At 36.9% G+C, this 17997-nt stretch carries 18 protein-coding genes; all 18 read right to left on the bottom strand.

Annotated features, from left to right (window positions below):
- Complete coding sequence (locus LG375_RS01220) at positions 1–993, bottom strand: glycosyltransferase family 2 protein (protein WP_107373031.1); 993 nt, start codon at positions 991–993, stop codon at positions 1–3.
- 20 nt (positions 994–1013) lie between these two features.
- Positions 1014–1988, bottom strand: coding sequence for a glycosyltransferase (locus LG375_RS01215; protein ID WP_225745114.1), 975 nt, complete (start codon positions 1986–1988; stop codon positions 1014–1016).
- A gap of 19 nt (positions 1989–2007) precedes the next feature.
- Positions 2008–2646: a DUF1919 domain-containing protein gene (locus LG375_RS01210; protein WP_155198504.1), complete on the bottom strand. Its 639-nt coding sequence runs from the start codon at positions 2644–2646 to the stop codon at positions 2008–2010.
- A gap of 64 nt (positions 2647–2710) precedes the next feature.
- Positions 2711–3856, bottom strand: a complete 1146-nt coding sequence (locus LG375_RS01205; RefSeq protein WP_225745113.1) for a glycosyltransferase family 4 protein — start codon at positions 3854–3856, stop codon at positions 2711–2713.
- A 2-nt stretch (positions 3857–3858) separates the two neighbouring features.
- A complete protein-coding gene (gene cps2T / locus LG375_RS01200) occupies positions 3859–5031 on the bottom strand; it encodes a beta 1-4 rhamnosyltransferase Cps2T (protein ID WP_225745112.1) in 1173 nt (390 codons plus the stop codon).
- 32 nt (positions 5032–5063) lie between these two features.
- Positions 5064–6431 (bottom strand): sugar transferase, encoded by a 1368-nt coding sequence (locus LG375_RS01195; RefSeq protein ID WP_215672029.1) that lies wholly within the window; start codon positions 6429–6431, stop codon positions 5064–5066.
- Positions 6432–6487: 56 nt separating this feature from the next.
- Positions 6488–7228: a tyrosine-protein kinase gene (locus tag LG375_RS01190; RefSeq protein WP_002890888.1), complete on the bottom strand. Its 741-nt coding sequence runs from the start codon at positions 7226–7228 to the stop codon at positions 6488–6490.
- Positions 7229–7237: 9 nt separating this feature from the next.
- A complete protein-coding gene (locus LG375_RS01185) occupies positions 7238–7930 on the bottom strand; it encodes a capsular polysaccharide biosynthesis protein (RefSeq protein ID WP_048790943.1) in 693 nt (230 codons plus the stop codon).
- Positions 7931–7938: 8 nt separating this feature from the next.
- The gene (gene cps4B, locus LG375_RS01180) at positions 7939–8670 is read right to left on the bottom strand and encodes a capsular polysaccharide biosynthesis protein Cps4B (protein WP_225745111.1); all 732 of its coding nucleotides are present in this window, start codon (positions 8668–8670) and stop codon (positions 7939–7941) included.
- The gene (locus LG375_RS01175; RefSeq protein WP_225745110.1) at positions 8671–10131 is read right to left on the bottom strand and encodes an LCP family protein; all 1461 of its coding nucleotides are present in this window, start codon (positions 10129–10131) and stop codon (positions 8671–8673) included.
- Positions 10132–10478: 347 nt separating this feature from the next.
- Positions 10479–11189 (bottom strand): purine-nucleoside phosphorylase, encoded by a 711-nt coding sequence (deoD, locus tag LG375_RS01170; protein WP_014634439.1) that lies wholly within the window; start codon positions 11187–11189, stop codon positions 10479–10481.
- Between the two features lie 400 nt (positions 11190–11589).
- On the bottom strand, positions 11590–12303 hold the full coding sequence (locus LG375_RS01165; protein ID WP_225745365.1) for a type 1 glutamine amidotransferase: 714 nt from the start codon (positions 12301–12303) through the stop codon (positions 11590–11592).
- Complete coding sequence (locus tag LG375_RS01160; protein ID WP_225745109.1) at positions 12300–13547, bottom strand: chloride channel protein; 1248 nt, start codon at positions 13545–13547, stop codon at positions 12300–12302. Before LG375_RS01160 ends, LG375_RS01165 begins: the two co-directional genes overlap by 4 nt.
- Positions 13548–13729: 182 nt before the next feature.
- Positions 13730–14443, bottom strand: coding sequence for a LemA family protein (locus LG375_RS01155; protein ID WP_049545878.1), 714 nt, complete (start codon positions 14441–14443; stop codon positions 13730–13732).
- Between the two features lie 13 nt (positions 14444–14456).
- Positions 14457–15266 (bottom strand): purine-nucleoside phosphorylase, encoded by an 810-nt coding sequence (locus tag LG375_RS01150; protein WP_060972927.1) that lies wholly within the window; start codon positions 15264–15266, stop codon positions 14457–14459.
- Between the two features lie 18 nt (positions 15267–15284).
- Positions 15285–15830, bottom strand: coding sequence for a DUF1697 domain-containing protein (locus LG375_RS01145; RefSeq protein WP_060972928.1), 546 nt, complete (start codon positions 15828–15830; stop codon positions 15285–15287).
- A gap of 1 nt (position 15831) precedes the next feature.
- Complete coding sequence (locus LG375_RS01140; RefSeq protein ID WP_002890878.1) at positions 15832–17043, bottom strand: phosphopentomutase; 1212 nt, start codon at positions 17041–17043, stop codon at positions 15832–15834.
- 120 nt (positions 17044–17163) lie between these two features.
- Positions 17164–17844, bottom strand: a complete 681-nt coding sequence (gene rpiA / locus LG375_RS01135; RefSeq protein WP_225745108.1) for a ribose-5-phosphate isomerase RpiA — start codon at positions 17842–17844, stop codon at positions 17164–17166.
- Positions 17845–17997 lie beyond the last annotated feature (153 nt).

Raw genomic sequence — 17997 nt, 5'->3', positions numbered from 1 at the left:
TTATAAATGTTGTAATACCATCTGTATTTTTTTAAGATAAATCAGAACAACATACATTCGACATTTCAACAACAGTTTTATGAGTGGATTCAATGCAGAAGAATCATTCTTTATAAAATCCTCTATCTCTTGTCTTTCACATGTATCTTTAACAAGCTTAACTTTTCTATTTACAGATAAATTCTGTTTCGTTATATTGTAGATGTTACTCATCAGTATTCTTGATTTTACAGTATTAACGAAGTTTGAACTATCCAAATTCCAGTCAGAAAGTAGACTATCAACCATCTTCAATTCTTGAAGCTGATATTGAAGACGTTTAGGGTTATAGCCCGACATGGCGGAACCTTTTCTACCAATGACATAAACGTAGTAGGAATCTTGAGAAAGATAAATCTTGTTGACTTTACGATAAACATCAAGATTAAAGCGAACATCTTCACCTAACTCATACTGCTCAAAAGAAAGGTTATTTTCAAGAAGAAATTCTCTGCGATATATCTTATTCCAAATTGTGTAAAGCATATCCGATAAGAATAAGTCATTAAATATCTTGATAAAACCATCCTTGTCGTAACTCCCTTTAAACGGAAGTGACTTTTCAGTACGCTGCTTCTCAGTTAAATCTTCCTCAAAAGAATTGTAATAACTAAAAACAGCCAAATCCAAATCTGAGACTAGCTTATCTGCAAAATCAGCAAAGAGATTACCAACAAGATAATCGTCACTATCAACGAAGTAGATAAACTCTCCCCTGGCTTTGGACAAGCCAAAATTACGTGCCGCACCAACACCATGGTTTTCAATATGATAGACCGAAATATTTGAGTACTCACTAGCATAAGTATCGCAAATACTACCACTACTATCAGTAGATCCATTGTCTATCACTATAATTTCCAAGTCATCATAATTTTGAGAAATAATACTTTTCAAACAACGATCAATGTATTTCTCAACATTATAAACTGGAATAATAACAGAGTATTTCAAATTTGACTCCTAAAATAATTTCAAAAAACATTTTGTATACTGAAGGCTAGTTTTAACAATTTTAGTCTAAACAGTACATATTTTAACTTATTTGGTTGGTCTTTCATTTGAGAAAGAGAAACACTATTCTTAAGCAATTCTTGTTTCACTTCGTTAGTAATTTCTATATATTTTTTATCTAATTTAGATTTATACAAACTTGCTAGTATATGAACCAAGCCGTTTACATAATAAAGTTGCGAAATTTGTAATTCTTCTTTATTTAATTGTGAACGGACAGATTCAGAATAGAAAACTTCTTTGTAGAATCCAAACATATCACTAAATTTCTTCTCGTTCCATGACTGAGTAATAGAATCGGGGTTATCGATTAGATAGTGATAATACTTTTGATTGGTCGCATAGACCTTTTTAGCTGATAGAAAGAGTTTGTAATTGGTACCAAGATCCTCATAGTATTTACCAATAGGAAACTGAATGTCATTATCAGTAAATAAAGACTTTCTATAAATTTTGTCATTAGCAAAACCAGTAATATAACTATGCTTAAGCATCTGTACAAAAGCATCTTTACCCTCAAAAACTTGAGTCACTAATGAATCTGAAACTATAGCATCTTCTTCACCTTTCACAAACTCACGATTAAAAGAGATAATATCAAACTTCTGGGATTCCACCACTTCTGCTAACACCATAAAGGTGTCTGGTTCAATCCAATCATCTGAATCAGGGAAATAGACATATTCTCCCTCAGCATGAGAAATACCAGTGTTACGAGCTGCAGATAGTCCACCATTCTTCTTATGAATCACTGAGATAAAGTCATACGCTTTAGCATAGTCATCACAAATTTGAGGAGAATTATCAGTACTTCCATCATCTACAAGTAAGATGTCATAGTGCTTCCACTCTTGAATAAGGATACTCTCAATACAACGTTTTAAATATTTTTCGACATTATAAACTGGAATGACGACAGTTAAAAGTGGTTTCATAGATTATTTACCTAATTTTTTATGTTAAGTCTTCCCCACCCTTATTCAACCAAGTAACGGCATTAAAATAACGGTGGTAAGTTTTCAAATCGATACCAACATGCCCTTGCTTTTCAGCTGATTTAAAGTGGACCAATGAAGGTAAATCACTATAATTCTTTGAAGAGAAGATGACCTTACTCTTGTACGGAAGCTCTTCAAACTCTTTCATCAACTCATACGTGCAGGCATCATTATCATTGAACTTAAAATACAAATTATCCCAATGCATTCTCTTCAAACGGCGTTCCCATTTTTGAGTAGCTTCTTCTTCATCTGCATAATGCAAAAAATGAAGTTCAATATCATCAAGAAGTGCAAGTGGATAAGCATTATCAAAGTCTTTGATATATTTTGATTCCTTAACGAATTTCAAAGGGATGTTTCCACTCAAATAGTGTTTTAAATTCTTAAGCATCTTGATGTAATCAGGCGAAAAGACAAACATCCCTACAAATGGTGTTTGATAAGGCAAGCCCAACTCCTGATAGACTTTTCCAGCCCAACAATTATCACAAATGATCGTAAAATTTTTATTCTTAAGTCTTCGTCTAGGAATAAAATTAATAATTGGATAGACGATTGGTTTTAATTTATTTTTTAGTGTTTCGCTGTTCATATTAGTACTTCTTAGTACTTCTTAGTACTTCTTAGTACTTCTTAGTACTTCTTAGTACTTCTTTTTATTTCTTATATAGTTCTGAGAAATTACGAATATAACTTTGTAATGAGAAGAGTTCTTTTTGGCGTTTGACAGAGGCCTTGCCAAATTGCTCTCTCTTCTCGGTGTTATCAGCCAATTCTTGAATAACTTTAGACAATTCTGCAGGCTGATTTGGTGTGGCAAGAAGGCCGTTTTCGCCTTCTTTAACCATTTCACAGACACCACCATGACGGTAGCCGACTACAGGTTTGCCACAAGCCATTGATTCGAGAACTACGGTTGGTAGGGGATCTGGATTGGTACTTGGCAAGACAAAGATATCAAACATATTATAGAGCTCTGTTGTCTTACTATAATAATCGATACGCTTGATTTGTCCAGCTACTGGTGAATCTGATATTGCCTTTTCCAACTCATCAACACGCCACTCTTCACCTTCAAAAGCACTCCCTGCTAAAAAGGCTACTGCTTTGGGATTAGACTCTAAGATTGGAGTCACAGCTTCTAGGAAGTCTCCTTGACCTTTCCAAGCATTCACTCGACCAACCATTCCGATAACCAAGGCATCCTGTGCGATACCAAACTGGTCACGAACTGCGCTGGCATCCATTTCATGATAGACGGCATTGTCAACACCATTATAGATGACCTGAACTTGGTCATTTTTTACAAAGCGAGACTGCTTCACGTGGTTGGCCACAGCATTTGAAACTGTCACAATCGTATCAGCATAACGCCCCATCAAAAAGTTGATGAAATCAGAGATTGCTTTTGGTTTGACGATAATCTCGTGAACATGCCAAATCAAAGGAAGTTTCAACTTACGTTTGAGATAAATTCCCTCAAGTACCGCAGTCGTATTATTGTGAATAAGAGTAATGCCATTATCCTTAGCATATTTAACAATTTGCTTTGAATAACGATTATAAGAGCCAAAATACTCAAGAATTCCCTTAGGATTAAAATACTTCCGGCGCAAGATTGGATAATCAATAACTTTCACCTTAGCACCAACCTTTTCCAATGCACCCACTAAGACGCCATCGTTGGGCAAGATGACATGAGCCTCAAAGGCTTCTTTATCCAATCCTTTAATAAGCTCCAACAAAACCTTATCAGCACCATACATTTCGGCACCAGCGTGAAGATATAAAATTTTCTGCATTTCTATCCTTTAAATACTTTCTCGTAGTCTGTAACAATTTTTTCCCAAGTAAAGGCTTCTTCGATACGTTTACTTGATTTTTGATTGAGGTCTGCGATAGCTTGTTCATCCAATTGTTCAGCTTGATTAATCACACTTGCCAATTGGTCTTTTTTCCAATAGAGAGCACCATCTTCACCGACTTCACGGTTAAAGCCAACATCCAACAAGAGATTTAGCTTAGTTGACTCAAGTGCCTCAAGAAGTGATGGATTGGTTCCACCTACCTCATGACCATGGAAATAAGCAAAGGCATTCTCACGAATGTACTTGAGCAATTCTTGGTCATAAACAGTTCCGACAAACTTCACACGAGAATCCTTGTCAAAACCAGTTTCCTGGCGCAACTTGTCGTAAAATTTGTTTTCTTCAACATTGGTAATGAGAACAAAATCCTTATCGGAGCTAGACGCCATAAAACCACGAATCATAGCCTCATAGTTATTTTCAGGCACAAAACGTCCTACAACAAGATAATAATTGTTTTCAATAACACCCTTTTCGAAGTACCATGTGCGTACCTTATCATCAACCTTAGTCAATCGAGATTTAGTTGTATCAGTTCCATAGGCAATATAGGTTGTTTGAGGACGATACTTCGCATAATCATTTTGAATATAAGATTCAATGTTTTTACTATCACAAATCAAGAGATCTGCATGTTTAACCATGAGTTGCTCTGAAATTTTCCAATACTTACGAACCGGAAGACTCCACTTTGCACGAAGCCATTCATGACCATCCGGGTTAACCATAAGGGTACCACCGATAGCCTTGATTTTCTTTTTAATACCTGAGATAAATGGACCAATTCGGCAGGCCAAAACATAGAAGATTGGTGCTTGATCATTATTTTCCTTAGCAATCTCAATGGCCTTATTAAGAGCTGCGATGTCATAAGCGATGGCACGTGCAGGCCCGATATTTGGGACGTCAATATTGTAGCATTTAGCACCGTTATGTTCGAAAGTATCTGCTGTAATTCCTGATTTAGCAGAATTTTCACGCATACAAGCTACATAATATTGGATATCTTTGTCTTGTTGGAACTCTGTTAACTTCTCAACAAAGGTCTCAAATCCACCATATTTTGCTGGAATTCCCTTAGAACCAACAATATAAACTGTTTTTGTCATTTAATCACCATTAAAAGAAATGGAGAAAGCCATCACTTTGCTCCATCCTTCATTACTACTACTTTAATTGTTTTCAATAAGATTTTGATATCGCGCCAGATTGTCCATCCGTCCATATAAGCAACGTCTAGTTTTACAACTTCATCAAAATCAGTAATTTCACTTCGACCACTTACTTGCCAAAGACCAGTAATACCTGGTTTAAAGCTGAGGCGACGTTTTTGTTCCGGTGTATAAGATTCGTACTCATCCAAGGTTGGTGGACGTGTTCCTACCAAGCTCATATCACCTTTTAGAACATTCCAAAATTGTGGAAGTTCATCAAGACTCGTTTTACGAATGAAATGTCCAATTTTGGTAATACGTGGATCATTGTCCATCTTAAACATACCACCAGACATTTGATTCTGTGCCATCAAATTCTTCTTGATTTCTTCCGCATCAACACGCATAGAACGGAATTTATAAAACTTGAAGATACGTCCATTTTCTCCCACACGATCTTGAGCAAAAATAGCTGGTCCTCCATCTTTACGAATAAGAGGATAAAGGAAGATTCCAACAATACCACAGAGCACCAAACCAACTAGAGCTCCACAGATATCGAGGAAGCGTTTCGCCAAGATATCTCCATAGCTATAAAAATGCGTAGAAAACGTAACAACTTTGAAAGGACCCAATTGTTGGATACGTTTTTCACCCTGACTCATAAATTCAAGGGCATTCAAATTAATGGATACTGGGATTCCCATAAGTTCAAATGGAGACGCATAATCCCAAATCTTGTACTGCTCACTTGGCAGATTAATCAAAACTTGGTCTACTACTGAGTGTGTCGCATATTCAATCAAATTTTCAGGTTTAACACTCTTGATAAATGGATCAGAGAAATAAGGATTATCCAAGACACAAACTGCTGTAATCCTACCATCCATATTGTCCTTCATACGAGATAAAACATTATCAAGACGTGCCTGATCAGAAATCAAAAGAATATTCTTGTTACTTTTACGACGTGTATAGATAGAAGAGCGGAAATACTTAAGAACAGTATTTGTAACGTATAAGAGAACACCTGAAATCAGAGTAACATAAAGAAGTCCGCGACGTGAGATAGAAAAACTTCCATCTGCAAAAAACGAGAGGAAAGTTGCAATTAGAGCAAATATGAAACAATATTTGACAGTTGCAATGAGTTCATCCAAGTAGCCTCTATACTTAAGATTTTCATAATAACTACTGATATAGTAAGACACTACATGTACGACACCTAAAAGGACAATGCTTCCTTGGGTAATCTCTGTATATGGTATTTTACTAGCTACCATGGCTGCAAAAACAACCACAACCAACTGTATAATACCAATTTCAATGCGACGAATTTCTTGTTTTTCTTTCACTCTAAACCCCTTTTTAATCTGTTAAGGTATAAGGAGCCGCATCATCCCCATTAATGCTATCCTTTTCTACGACGATGTGCTCTTGAATGACCTTCTTTTTGGTCTGATTTTTTCCCGTACTCACCATATGATCCGTAAGAACCATATGATCCATATTTATCAACTGTCATGTCAACTTTATTAAGGACGACACCTAAGAACTGTGAACCACTTTGTTCCAATTGTTCAACGGCCTTAGTAACGAAACGACGTTTAATTTTTCCAGCTGCTGTAACCAAAAGACTGGCATCAGCCTGATGGGCAATAATAACAGCATCAATGACCAAACCAATTGGTGGCGTATCAATGATGACATAATCATAACGACTACGAGCAACTTCCATCAAATGTCTAAAATTGTCATTTTGCAAAAGACTTGTTGGATTAGGTGGTACAGGACCAGATGCAATGACATCCAAACCTGAAATATCAGTTTGACAAATCGTTTCATTTAGATCAGCATTTCCAGAAAGGAAATTTGAAAGGCCTTTATAAGGCTCATTTGATTTAAATGTACCTGACAAAACAGAGTTACGGGTATCCGCATCAATGAGAAGTGTTCGGAGCCCAACACTAGCAAATGAAATCGCCAAGTTAACAGATGTCGTTGATTTTCCTTCACCAGCTTCAACAGAGCTAACCGCAATCACTTTCATCTGAGCACCAGAAAATTGAATATTTGTGCGAATGGCATTGTAATACTCTTCTGTTTGTTTGGCAAAGTTTTCTTTAGATTTTACTAACTTTAATAGAGGCATTTCTTCTCCTTAAATTTTATCTGTATCAGGGACAATTCCAAGAAGTGTCATTCCAAGGGCATCTTCCACATCTTCTGGACGGCGAATACGATCATCTAGGATTTCACGTACCAACACACCAACCACTGCAAGGAATCCTCCAAGCACTGCTCCAAGAAGCACATTACGTTTGATATTTGGAGAAGATGGTGACTCTGGCAATTTAGCTTCTTCAAGCGTTGTGACATCTTCAACTTTTGTCACGTTCTTGATTTTTTCTGAAGCAACTTCACGAACCTTATTGGCAAGTGTTTGCGCATCTTGACCAGTTTTAGCATTAACAGAAATTGAAATAAGACGAGTATCAGTAGGAATATTAACTGAAATCATTTTAGCAAGTTCTGCTTCTGTCATATTCAATTTTTCATCTTTGATAACCTCTGACAAGACATCGTTTGATGTAATAATTTCTTTGTAGTCTTTTGTCAAAAATGTACCGGCCTGCAAATCTTGAGCAGAAAGGTTTTTGCCATCATTAGCTTGATTAACCACATAAATACGTGTAGACGATGTATATGTTGGCTGAATGAGGAAGTAAGTTCCCAAGAAGGCAAAGACAGCGACATAAAAGGCTGTAAATAAAATAAATACTTTTTTAGTCCAAAGTTTTTGCAATAGTGCAAGTACATCGATTTCAACACGCTTCGTGTTTTCCTGAGTCATAGTTTCTCCTATATATATTGATTTTCAAGTAGTGTTTGTGGATTTTCGATAAAAAGGTTACGAGCACGTCTCGTTCCGTAAGTCTTTTCGATAATAGCGTAAGCATCTTTCATAAATGGTGGTCTTGGACCAAGATTATGCATGTCACTAGCAACCATATGAACCAAATTTTTCTCCAAGAAATAACGAACACGTTTTTTTCTTACTTTATCTTTATCTCCAAAGAGCTTTGGTTTTAGAACATGAGAACTATTAACTTGAGTATAGCACCCCATGTTGATGATTTCTCGAACACGGTCAGCATTTTCTTCGAGGGCATCATAGCGCTCAATATGAGCAACAATAGGCGTTACCCCCGCTCGCAAAACATTACTAAGCCCACTATGAATTTCTTTCCAAGATGTGCGAGCACTAAACTCAATCAAAGCAAATTGAGTGTTGTGCATACGCGGAATAAGATTCTTTTCAAGTTTCTCCACAATGTCTGAGGTGTAATAAAGTTCACCACCATAACAAATAGTTAAGTCTGGATAAAGTGCTTCTGCTTCTGCTTTCACCTTAGAAAAGTTGGCAAAAATTTTATCCTCTGGAGTCTCAAACATCCCCTTACGACGGTGAGATGTTGAAACAATCTTACGTACCCCTTGGGCGTAGCTTTCACCAATAAGGTCTAAACTTTCTTCTAAAGTTTTAGGACCATCATCAACATCAAAAACAATATGTGAGTGAACGTCAATCACTTATTTTTCCTCCATCAGATTTTTGATAGCTTGAGAGGCACTTGCCACACTCGAATCATCTAGTTTCATCATGTAAAGACTAGAATTTGGCATAGCATAAGAGGTCAATTGACCAGTAGAACCAGTACCAGTTACTGCTTGAGACGTTACTGTAAATTTAGAGCCTGAATCAAGTTGTGTATTAGCCAAATCATTAATGGTATCCAAAGACATATTTGTCTGAACAGAGTCTTGGAGATTATTAACGATTGAAGTAAAGTTTGATACAGATTTTAGAGAAGCCAACTTGTTTACAATCGCAGAAATAACTTTCTCCTGATTTTTACCACGGTCATTATCTCCGCCATCTAAACTATAGCGTTCACGAACAAATCCAAGTGCTTGCTCTGAATTCATTTGGATATCACCAACTGGGAAATCAAACTTCCCATGAAGACTTGTGAAAGCTTGATCATTATGGACTGTCACACCACCAAGTTGGTCAATCAACTTAAGGAAAGATGTGAAATTAATTCGTGCATAGTAATCAATCTTAATACCATAAAGATTTTCCAGAGTTTGTTCAGATGTTTCAACGCCATAAATACCTGCGTGGGTTAATTTATCATACTGGTCTGCCCCACCACCAGGAATCTTAACGTATGCATCACGTGGAGTAGTCGTCAAGAGAATCTTATGTGTATTCATGTTTACTGTCATAATGATATTGACATCTGAACGTGACACTGTTGAAATCGAACCGTAGGTATCAATACCACTAATATAAATATTGAAGACTTTTGAATCTACTTGTTTTGCAGAGTTGCTATTCTTCTTTTTAATTTTATAAGTATAAATTGTTTTTAGATTTGAAGCATAATTACTATCGACAGACTCTAATAGGCTAGCATAAGAGCCACTCAAGACCATAGCTTTAGATTTGCCAGACTTAAGATTATCATAAGCTTCTTGATATGAGGCAACATCTTCAACTTTAACATCAACTTTTTTATCTTTTTTGAGAGCTGACATCAAGGTCTCGATATTGTTCTTATCAACCTTAGTAGGTGCCTGTACGCTAGTAAGCTGGCTCACATCTTTGATGTCACTTTCCTTAGGAACCACGATGCTCATTTCCACTTCAGAAAATGCTGCCGTCTGATTCATACGGTTAGTGATGTCAATCATTTGTTTAAAACCAAAAATACCAACCAGAGAAACTAGCGAGAAGATAACCAGTACAACCGTTGTCACTAGTGGTGATTTCTTAGTCTTCTGAAGGAAGATGCTAATAGCAAGAACTACCAACAAACCAATGGTGATAATGATGTTCAAAAACCTAAAGGATAGGAAATTATAATTGAACATGGTGAATAATAAGACCAATGCTAAAATAGCATACAGAATGGTCAACCCAATGTTGACCATCCCCCACGATCTATTACTCGTACGTTTTTGCTTACGATTCGTACGCGAACTCATATAAATTGCTCCTATAAATTAAAATTAGACATTTCCCATTATTATTATAACATTACTATAACTTCATTTCAATTGTCATTCTTTTTAAAAAAGAAGAAACCGTTTTTCATTATGATATCAAGCATTTAATTTCTATCATTTTTCATTGTTTTGTAAGTTGTTTTTCACATTTTTAGCGGTTGTTTTTTAAATTGTCGGATATTTACTTATTCCTTAAAAGCATCTTTCTTCCAAATATTTTTATTTTTTTCTAGTAGTTTGAAAAATTTTAACCTATTGTCACTTCGAACAGATATTAGCTACAACATACAACACAAAAGGACGACCAAATGGCGTCCTTTTACAAACTAGTCTGCAATTAGTGTTTCAAGACCAACTTTCATCATGTCAGTGAAAGTATTTTGACGTTCCTCAGCTGTTGTATCCTCATCTGGATTAACCAAACTATCAGAAATAGTCATGATGGCAAGAGCATCTACTTGGTGTTGGGCTGCAAGGTAGTAAAGTGCTGCTGCTTCCATTTCTACAGCTTTCACACCCCATTTACCAAGCTCGATGTTCTTTTCACCATAGTTCGAATAGAAGACGTCAGAAGACAAGACATTACCAACATGTGTAGTCATACCAAGCTCTTTAGCAATGTGGTAAGCCTTATCTAAGAGATTGAAACTTGCAATTTGTGGGAAATCGTATTGTGGCCAATCGTTACGAATAATGTTAGAGTTTGTCGCTGCCGCTTGCGCTAGAACTAACTCACGAACGTGAACATCCTCATTCAATGAACCAGCAGTTCCCACACGGATCAATTTTTTAACCCCGTAGTCAACAATAAGCTCACGAGCATAGATAGAGATAGATGGCATCCCCATTCCAGTTCCCATTACTGAGACACGTTCACCTTTGTATGTTCCTGTGTAACCAAACATATTACGAACTTCATTGAAACATACAGCGTCTTCGAGGAAATTCTCGGCAATGAATTTCGCACGTAAAGGATCTCCAGGTAGGAGAATTTTATCAGCAATTTCACCTTGCTTAGCAGCAATATGGATAGACATAATATAAGATACCAAGGGCGTTAAAGAGGCAAAGTAAAAATAGGAAATCTGACAAAGATGCTTCGCATCTAGGAGGATTTATCTTTTTTACACAGCATCTAGCCCGGGTTCAGTTTCAAACCCGAACTACCCTTCCTTTCATTTTTTATATACAGGAGACAGGCGACAGAGAACAAAGTAATAATAGGAAACTGACGACGCATTATAAATGCTAGACAGTTTATCTTTTTTACTTCGTTCTCCGCTCGTATTCAATTTAGTGAATACAGTTAACCCGTCCTTTCTATTTTTTGATGGTAAAAGAGCAACCTGAACACACTATCTACCATTCTTAATTTTTATTTTTAAATAATTTTTCTACTATTATATAGTTGTTAATAATTACTTTTTTTAAAGTGGATTAAGCTTGAGTCAATGAATCAAGAAAATCATATAACTTCTTGTTCATTTCTGAATAATCGTTGGTACGTAATTGTTCAGGTGTTTGAACAAAAGGTAACTCATTATTTTGCTTACGCAAGTGTTCTTCGCCATCCGCAGCTATGAGCAAATCAATGGCTTGGGAATCAAACTCTAGGTGTGCTTGGAAGGCATAGTGTTTAGGACTAAAGCGAATAATTTGACGTGGACAACCTTGACTAGTAGCAAGAACAACTGCATTATCAGTCAATCCAGGCATATCACCATGCCAGTGGCCAGTATTGAGAGTTGTGCCAAAACCTTTGACATGCTCATCAGCTAAACCATCATCCGTAAGTGTTATTGGAAACACACCAATTTCTCGTTCTGGACTATGCTCATACTTACCACCATAGGCTACAGACAGAAGCTGAGCTCCCAAACATACACCAACAATATAGATATCAGCAGCAATTGCTTTTTGCATAAATGCAATCTCAGCGTTTGGGTCATAATAAGGAAAGGTCTGACGATCCTCATCAGGTGACTGAGGACCACCCATCACAATTAGAAAATCAATACCTTCAACGGTTTCAGGAAGGATCTCTTCCTCATATACCTTGGTTGATGTGATATTATGCCCACGGTCTTGAGCCCATTTTAAATAGGCTCCTGGAACTTCAAACGTTTCGTGTAAGATAAAATGAATATTCATTGTTTTTTCTTCCATTTATTATTAATTATCCTTGATAGTAGACTCGCTAAGATTAGAGGAACTGCTACCAGCCCTCCTTGACCAGTAAAACCTAGAACTAAGGCTATTCCCGTCAGAGGAGCATCCAAAGTTGTTACTAAAAATATGGTTGCACCAAGTAACATTCCTAGATTAGGATTTAGGGATAAACCAAAAGTCTCAAGACACCTTGTTAATAAGAAACCAAATCCGACACCTAAAGTAAACGAAGGCGTCAGTGTCCCTCCATAAGTACCTGACCATAGCAACAAGCACACAATAAGCCCTTTGATTACTAGCAAAATCGGAAGGTATTCCGAAGTTCCTCCAGAGAACATCCATTGTGCTAGAACCTGACCATTTCCCATGATTATAGGATAGAAAGCTACAATACCACCTAATATTATAAAAGAGACGGGCATGGTCCAGAGAATATGTTTATCTGTTATACGACTTTTACTCGCCTTTTTAGCTAAAACTTTAAATATAAGAGCAAGCGGAGTTACAAACAGCGCCAAAACAAGAATCTGTATCAAACTAGTAGGATGTAAGCTTACTTTATCAACTAAATATATAGCTTTCCCACCAACAATTGGACGAGCACAATAAGCTGACAAATAGGTTGTCACAAGAATGATACCAATGTTTTTCAGTTTCCAAGCAACTCCCAAAGTTTCCAAAACAAACAGTGTACTGGCAAAGGGAACTTGGTAAACCGCAGCTAAGCCTGCTCCTGCACCACATGCAATCATGAGTTGTCTTTCAGGAATTTCTAAACCCAGTTTTCTTGATAAACTGCCAGCACATAAGGCACCTAATTCTCGTGGAGCTGCTTCCTTGCCTACCGAAGCACCTGCTCCAACGATTGCTACCTGCACCAAAGCATGTAGACTTTGGCCAAGAAAATTTGGACTCTTCTTGCCAACGAGTTGCTTAGCTTTATTAATTGAAAGAATAGACACTCGTCGCTGAAGGAAATACCAAAAGATACTAGCTAAGACACCAGCTACCACTATAACTACGAAGCGTCGATAAGCACTTATAGAGTTAAATTGTAACAAGAGATCTGACGTATCGTTACCAAAAGCAAGAAATTTTATAAAATCTAAAAGATAGTGGCAAAGAATACCAATCAGACCAGAAGCTATTCCGGTTGTCAAAACAGCCAAACTTAACCTAATCGACTTGGGGAGCCAAGTCAAACTCTTTCTCTCTTTACTACCCATATATTAGAGTATGGCTAAAATTGCTTTAACCAACTTTTCCTACTGTCTTTAGAGTAGGGTCAATCCCTTCTTTGTTTTTATTTCATAGTAAGGCAATCTCGTGCTGAATTAGAAAAACTAAAACTAGCTTTCATTCTTTGACCTTTTTAACTATATTCTAGTCTTAATGATTTTGTTCTATGTTATAAGTAGTTTATCTCTGAATGACCTAAAGTTGTTCTTAACAAAGCAAGTGGCAAACTGTAAATTGTTTTATTATATTGCGACACCATTTCATTGTAGTATAATTTTTGATTAGCAACAAGTACTTCTGACTCTTTAATCTCAGCAATCAAATCCTTTATACTTTGATCAGCTGTAATATTTGTATCTCTTTCGATTTTCTCTATAATTTTATTCTTCGTTTCCTCTAGTTTAGTAGAGTATTCATGTTTAGAAAAATTGCCAGACTCACCGTAAGACTTCCGCTTAGATTCTGAATGATTAGCTTTGTTTTCATCGTTAGTCAAATTGTTGACAGACTTTTTTTCCTCTAACAATTCTGAAACATTTTTTCTAACAGACATTTTTAACTCATGGTCTACAATCTTATCAGTCAGTTCTCGCAGTTGTACAATCAATTTTTCCACATACTGTTCTTTAATTTCAATTGCACTGTATGATGATTTAATTGACTCTTTTAAGTTAACAACTTTATGGTATTGAAATAGGAACACTATTATGATATAGCTTAAAACTGCAAATACGATAGATGCTCCTTGAAATGGTTCATAGTCTATCTCACTACCACTTGTATCTATAGCAGAAAATATAACCAACCAAACCATGGTCAGGAAAGCAATTATAAAAACTCCACGAATGATACGAAATAATGGATTATTCATTAAGTTTGACATCAATTATTCCTTTTTAAAGTTCAGCTAGAATAGCTTTCAGTAAGCCTTTGAAATCCCCTTTAACACGTTCTGTCACTTCCACAACTTCTTCGTGATTGAGTTCTTCTTGGAAACCAGCCGCAAAGTTGGTAATACATGAAATACCAAGAACTTTCAAACCAGAATGTGCTGCAACAATGACTTCAGGGACAGTTGACATCCCAACAGCATCTGCACCAAGAGTCTTATAAGCACGAATTTCAGCTGGAGTTTCGTAAGTTGGACCAGTCACACCGATATAGACACCATCATCTAATTTAATGCCCAATTTGTCAGCAACTCGATGTGCAGTCTCACGGTATTCTGGAGTATACGATTTAGACATATCAGGGAAACGAGGACCAAAATCATCCAAGTTTTCACCAATCAATGGGTTTTGACCAGTCATGTTGATGTGGTCAGTGATGGCCATCAAAGTGCCTGGACCAAAGCCGATACCACCTGCTGCATTGGTTACAACAACTCCTTCGCATCCAAGAGCTTTCATAACACGTACAGGGAAAGTAACTACTTCAAGCGGATTTCCTTCATAAAAATGGAAACGTCCTTGAAGAGCTAAAACCTTACGTCCAGACAAAGTTCCATAAACAAGTTTTCCAGCATGACCGACAACCGTTGACTGTCCCCAGTTTGGAATATCCGCATAGTCAATGACAACTGCGTCTTCAACTTCTTCAGCCAACCCGCCAAGTCCAGAACCCAAAATTAAACCAAACTCAGGTTTTTCAATTCCTTTGCTTTCCAAAAATGCTTGAGTAACTCTAATTTTTTCAAGTAGCGACATGTTAATTCTCCCTTAATTTTATTTCATTCTTAAAAAGTGACCAATTTTTGAAAATGTTCTTGCATTTCGAATGGTTATATAAGGATAAAAAGGTGCTTTCAATAGCTTCTTATGATAAGCCGTTTGGTTATAGCTTGATTTATCAAATTTACCCCAGTAGATCCCAAGTTGACCAAGATGAATAATTTCATCTCCCAACTCTAAAGACTCAATAACATTCCTCATTTCGTTCTTATCAAGTCTTTCAGTATATAAGAGCACATCTTTTCTATAGAAATCATCTTCCCACCACTTAGGTAAAGATGCCACTTCATTTTGGTAATCTTCTAGAGTAAAAAGAGAAAACACCTTAATAAATGGATAAGTCTTATTAAGAAATCTCTCTAAAACTAAGAGGAGTTCCACTTTCATCAAGGATGAATCGAAGAAAAAATTTCCACTATTTATATAGGAAGAAACATTTGACATCCCAAGTTCTTTTAACTCATGACAAAATTCTTCCATGACTACCTTGTGACGACCACCAACGTTTATCCCACGAACCAAAAATGCATAGCGCTTCATTTTAGACAAGTTTATCCAAGAAGCTTTCACCAATCATGGCTTTATCTACACCAAAGTTTTCAGCGACAGTTGCTGAGATGTCAGAGAAATGACCTACTGGAATAAGTCCATTTCCTTTGAATGATGGGCTATAAGCCAAGAAAGGAATATATTCACGAGTATGGTCTGTACCTGCATAAGTTGGATCATTTCCGTGGTCTGCTGTAATCATCAAGAGATCATCTTCACGCATGGCAGCAATGATTTCAGGCAAACGTTGGTCAAATTCGTGCAAACAATCACGATATCCATGTGGATCACGACGGTGTCCATAAAGGGCATCGAAGTCTACCAAGTTTGTGAATGAGAAGCCATGTTTGAAATCTTCAGAAGTCATAGCTTTAATCAAATTATCAATACCATGGCTATTTGATTTGTTGTGGCCCATATCGTGGTTAATACCAGCTCCGTTGAAAATATCATTGATTTTACCAACGGCATAAGTATCAATACCAGCTTCATTCAATTTATCCAAAACAGTGGGTGCAAATGGTGAAACAGCCAAATCTCGACGATTAGATGTACGAGTGAAGTTTCCAGGCTCACCAACGTAAGGACGAGCAATGATACGCCCTAGAAGAGCTGGACGCTCAAGGGTAATTGAACGCGCATATTCACAAATACGATACAACTCATCCAATGGAATAATATCTTCGTGTGCAGCAATTTGAAGAACTGGGTCAGCTGAAGTATAAATAATCAATTCACCAGTTTCCATTTGACGAGGTCCAAAGTCTTCAATAACAGCTGTACCTGAGTATGGTTTATTAGCTTCACGAATGACTTTACGACCTGAGAATTCCTCAATTTTAGTGAGAATTTCTTCTGGGAATCCGTTCCAGAAGGTATCAAAAGGTTCAGTAATATTGAGACCCATGATTTCCCAGTGACCAGTCATCGTATCCTTACCAAGAGAAACTTCCTGCAATTTTGTTGCATAACCAGTTGGGTTACTTTCTGCTGGTACTGTTTTCAAAGGTGTTTCACGAGGAATATTTCCTAGACCAAGCTTAGCCATATTTGGCACATTCAATCCTACTGATTTAGAGATATGACCAAGGGTATCTGAAGCACCATCTGGCACACCTGCATTGACAAAGTCATTGGCATCTGGAGCAGCACCAATTCCTACTGAATCAAGAACGACTAAATGCATTCGGTTAAATTTGGACATAACAACACCACAAAGAGATAAAATCTTTTCGAAATTACCTCTTGCCTTTCTATATTATTTAATAGTTTGACAAAATTAATTAGCTTTCCTCATTAAAAGTGAGGGAAAATCAAAATTGGACTAGGCCTTGACTTCAACGACCTTAACACCGTCTTTTCCTGCAACGATGACTTTGTTAACCATACCATTGAACAATCCATGATCGACAACACCTGTCATAGCTTTTAGTTCTTCACCAAGAGCTACTGGATTTTCAATCTTACCTAAATCAAGATCGATGATATAGTTCTTCATATCCGTAACAAAGCGATTACCTTCCTCCGAAAGTCGGAATGATGGCTTATAGCCCTTCGACTCAAAGACACGATAGAGACGATCAGCACCATATTGAACCACTTCAACTGGTAATTTGAAAGCACCTAATTGATTAACCATTTTTGACTCATCAACTACCCAGATATATTCTTTCGTAGGTGTAGCGACGATTTTTTCCATCAGAAGGGCACCACCGCCACCTTTAATCCCATTGAGTTGAGGGTCTACTTCGTCGGCGCCATCAACAGTAACATCAATACTGTCAATATCATCCACTGCCTTTAAAGGAATACCTAAACCTTCAGCTTGTTTAGTGGTTTGACTGGATGTCGTTACTCCAACAACACTAAGGCCTTCTTCCTTAATACGACGGCCAATTTCCTCCACGAAGAAATAAGCTGTTGACCCTGTACCGAGTCCAACAACCATTCCATCTTCAACGTATTTGGCAGCGGTTACGCCAGCGATTTTCTTAAGTTCTTCCATGCTCGTCTCCTTGCATCTTTCTATAATAGTCGTTCAAAATAATTATAACATGTTTCAACAGTAAATAGAAATGATACGAGGGAGTAAAACCTAGCAAAAATAAAAACTAGATTCTAAATAGAATCTAGTTTTGATGGGGAACTAATTTAATAG

The organism is Streptococcus sp. Marseille-Q3604, from assembly GCF_916619785.1.
Classification (GTDB): Bacteria; Bacillota; Bacilli; order Lactobacillales; family Streptococcaceae; genus Streptococcus.
Note: the sequence above shows the minus strand (reverse complement) of the source record. Positions and strands in the feature narration are given on the sequence as shown.

Bases quoted from the DNA above. Each gene is read 5' to 3' on its own strand.
- LG375_RS01215 (WP_225745114.1), bottom strand. From the start codon at position 1,988: ATGAAACCACTTTTAACTGTCGTCATTCCAGTTTATAATGTCGAAAAA.
- LG375_RS01210 (WP_155198504.1), bottom strand. From the start codon at position 2,646: ATGAACAGCGAAACACTAAAAAATAAATTAAAACCAATCGTCTATCCA.
- LG375_RS01205 (WP_225745113.1), bottom strand. From the start codon at position 3,856: ATGCAGAAAATTTTATATCTTCACGCTGGTGCCGAAATGTATGGTGCT.
- cps2T (WP_225745112.1), bottom strand. From the start codon at position 5,031: ATGACAAAAACAGTTTATATTGTTGGTTCTAAGGGAATTCCAGCAAAA.
- LG375_RS01190 (WP_002890888.1), bottom strand. From the start codon at position 7,228: ATGCCTCTATTAAAGTTAGTAAAATCTAAAGAAAACTTTGCCAAACAA.
- LG375_RS01185 (WP_048790943.1), bottom strand. From the start codon at position 7,930: ATGACTCAGGAAAACACGAAGCGTGTTGAAATCGATGTACTTGCACTA.
- LG375_RS01175 (WP_225745110.1), bottom strand. From the start codon at position 10,131: ATGAGTTCGCGTACGAATCGTAAGCAAAAACGTACGAGTAATAGATCG.
- deoD (WP_014634439.1), bottom strand. From the start codon at position 11,189: ATGTCTATCCATATTGCTGCTAAGCAAGGTGAAATTGCTGATAAAATT.
- LG375_RS01165 (WP_225745365.1), bottom strand. From the start codon at position 12,303: ATGAATATTCATTTTATCTTACACGAAACGTTTGAAGTTCCAGGAGCC.
- LG375_RS01160 (WP_225745109.1), bottom strand. From the start codon at position 13,547: ATGGGTAGTAAAGAGAGAAAGAGTTTGACTTGGCTCCCCAAGTCGATT.
- LG375_RS01155 (WP_049545878.1), bottom strand. From the start codon at position 14,443: ATGTCAAACTTAATGAATAATCCATTATTTCGTATCATTCGTGGAGTT.
- LG375_RS01150 (WP_060972927.1), bottom strand. From the start codon at position 15,266: ATGTCGCTACTTGAAAAAATTAGAGTTACTCAAGCATTTTTGGAAAGC.
- LG375_RS01145 (WP_060972928.1), bottom strand. From the start codon at position 15,830: ATGAAGCGCTATGCATTTTTGGTTCGTGGGATAAACGTTGGTGGTCGT.
- LG375_RS01140 (WP_002890878.1), bottom strand. From the start codon at position 17,043: ATGTCCAAATTTAACCGAATGCATTTAGTCGTTCTTGATTCAGTAGGA.
- rpiA (WP_225745108.1), bottom strand. From the start codon at position 17,844: ATGGAAGAACTTAAGAAAATCGCTGGCGTAACCGCTGCCAAATACGTT.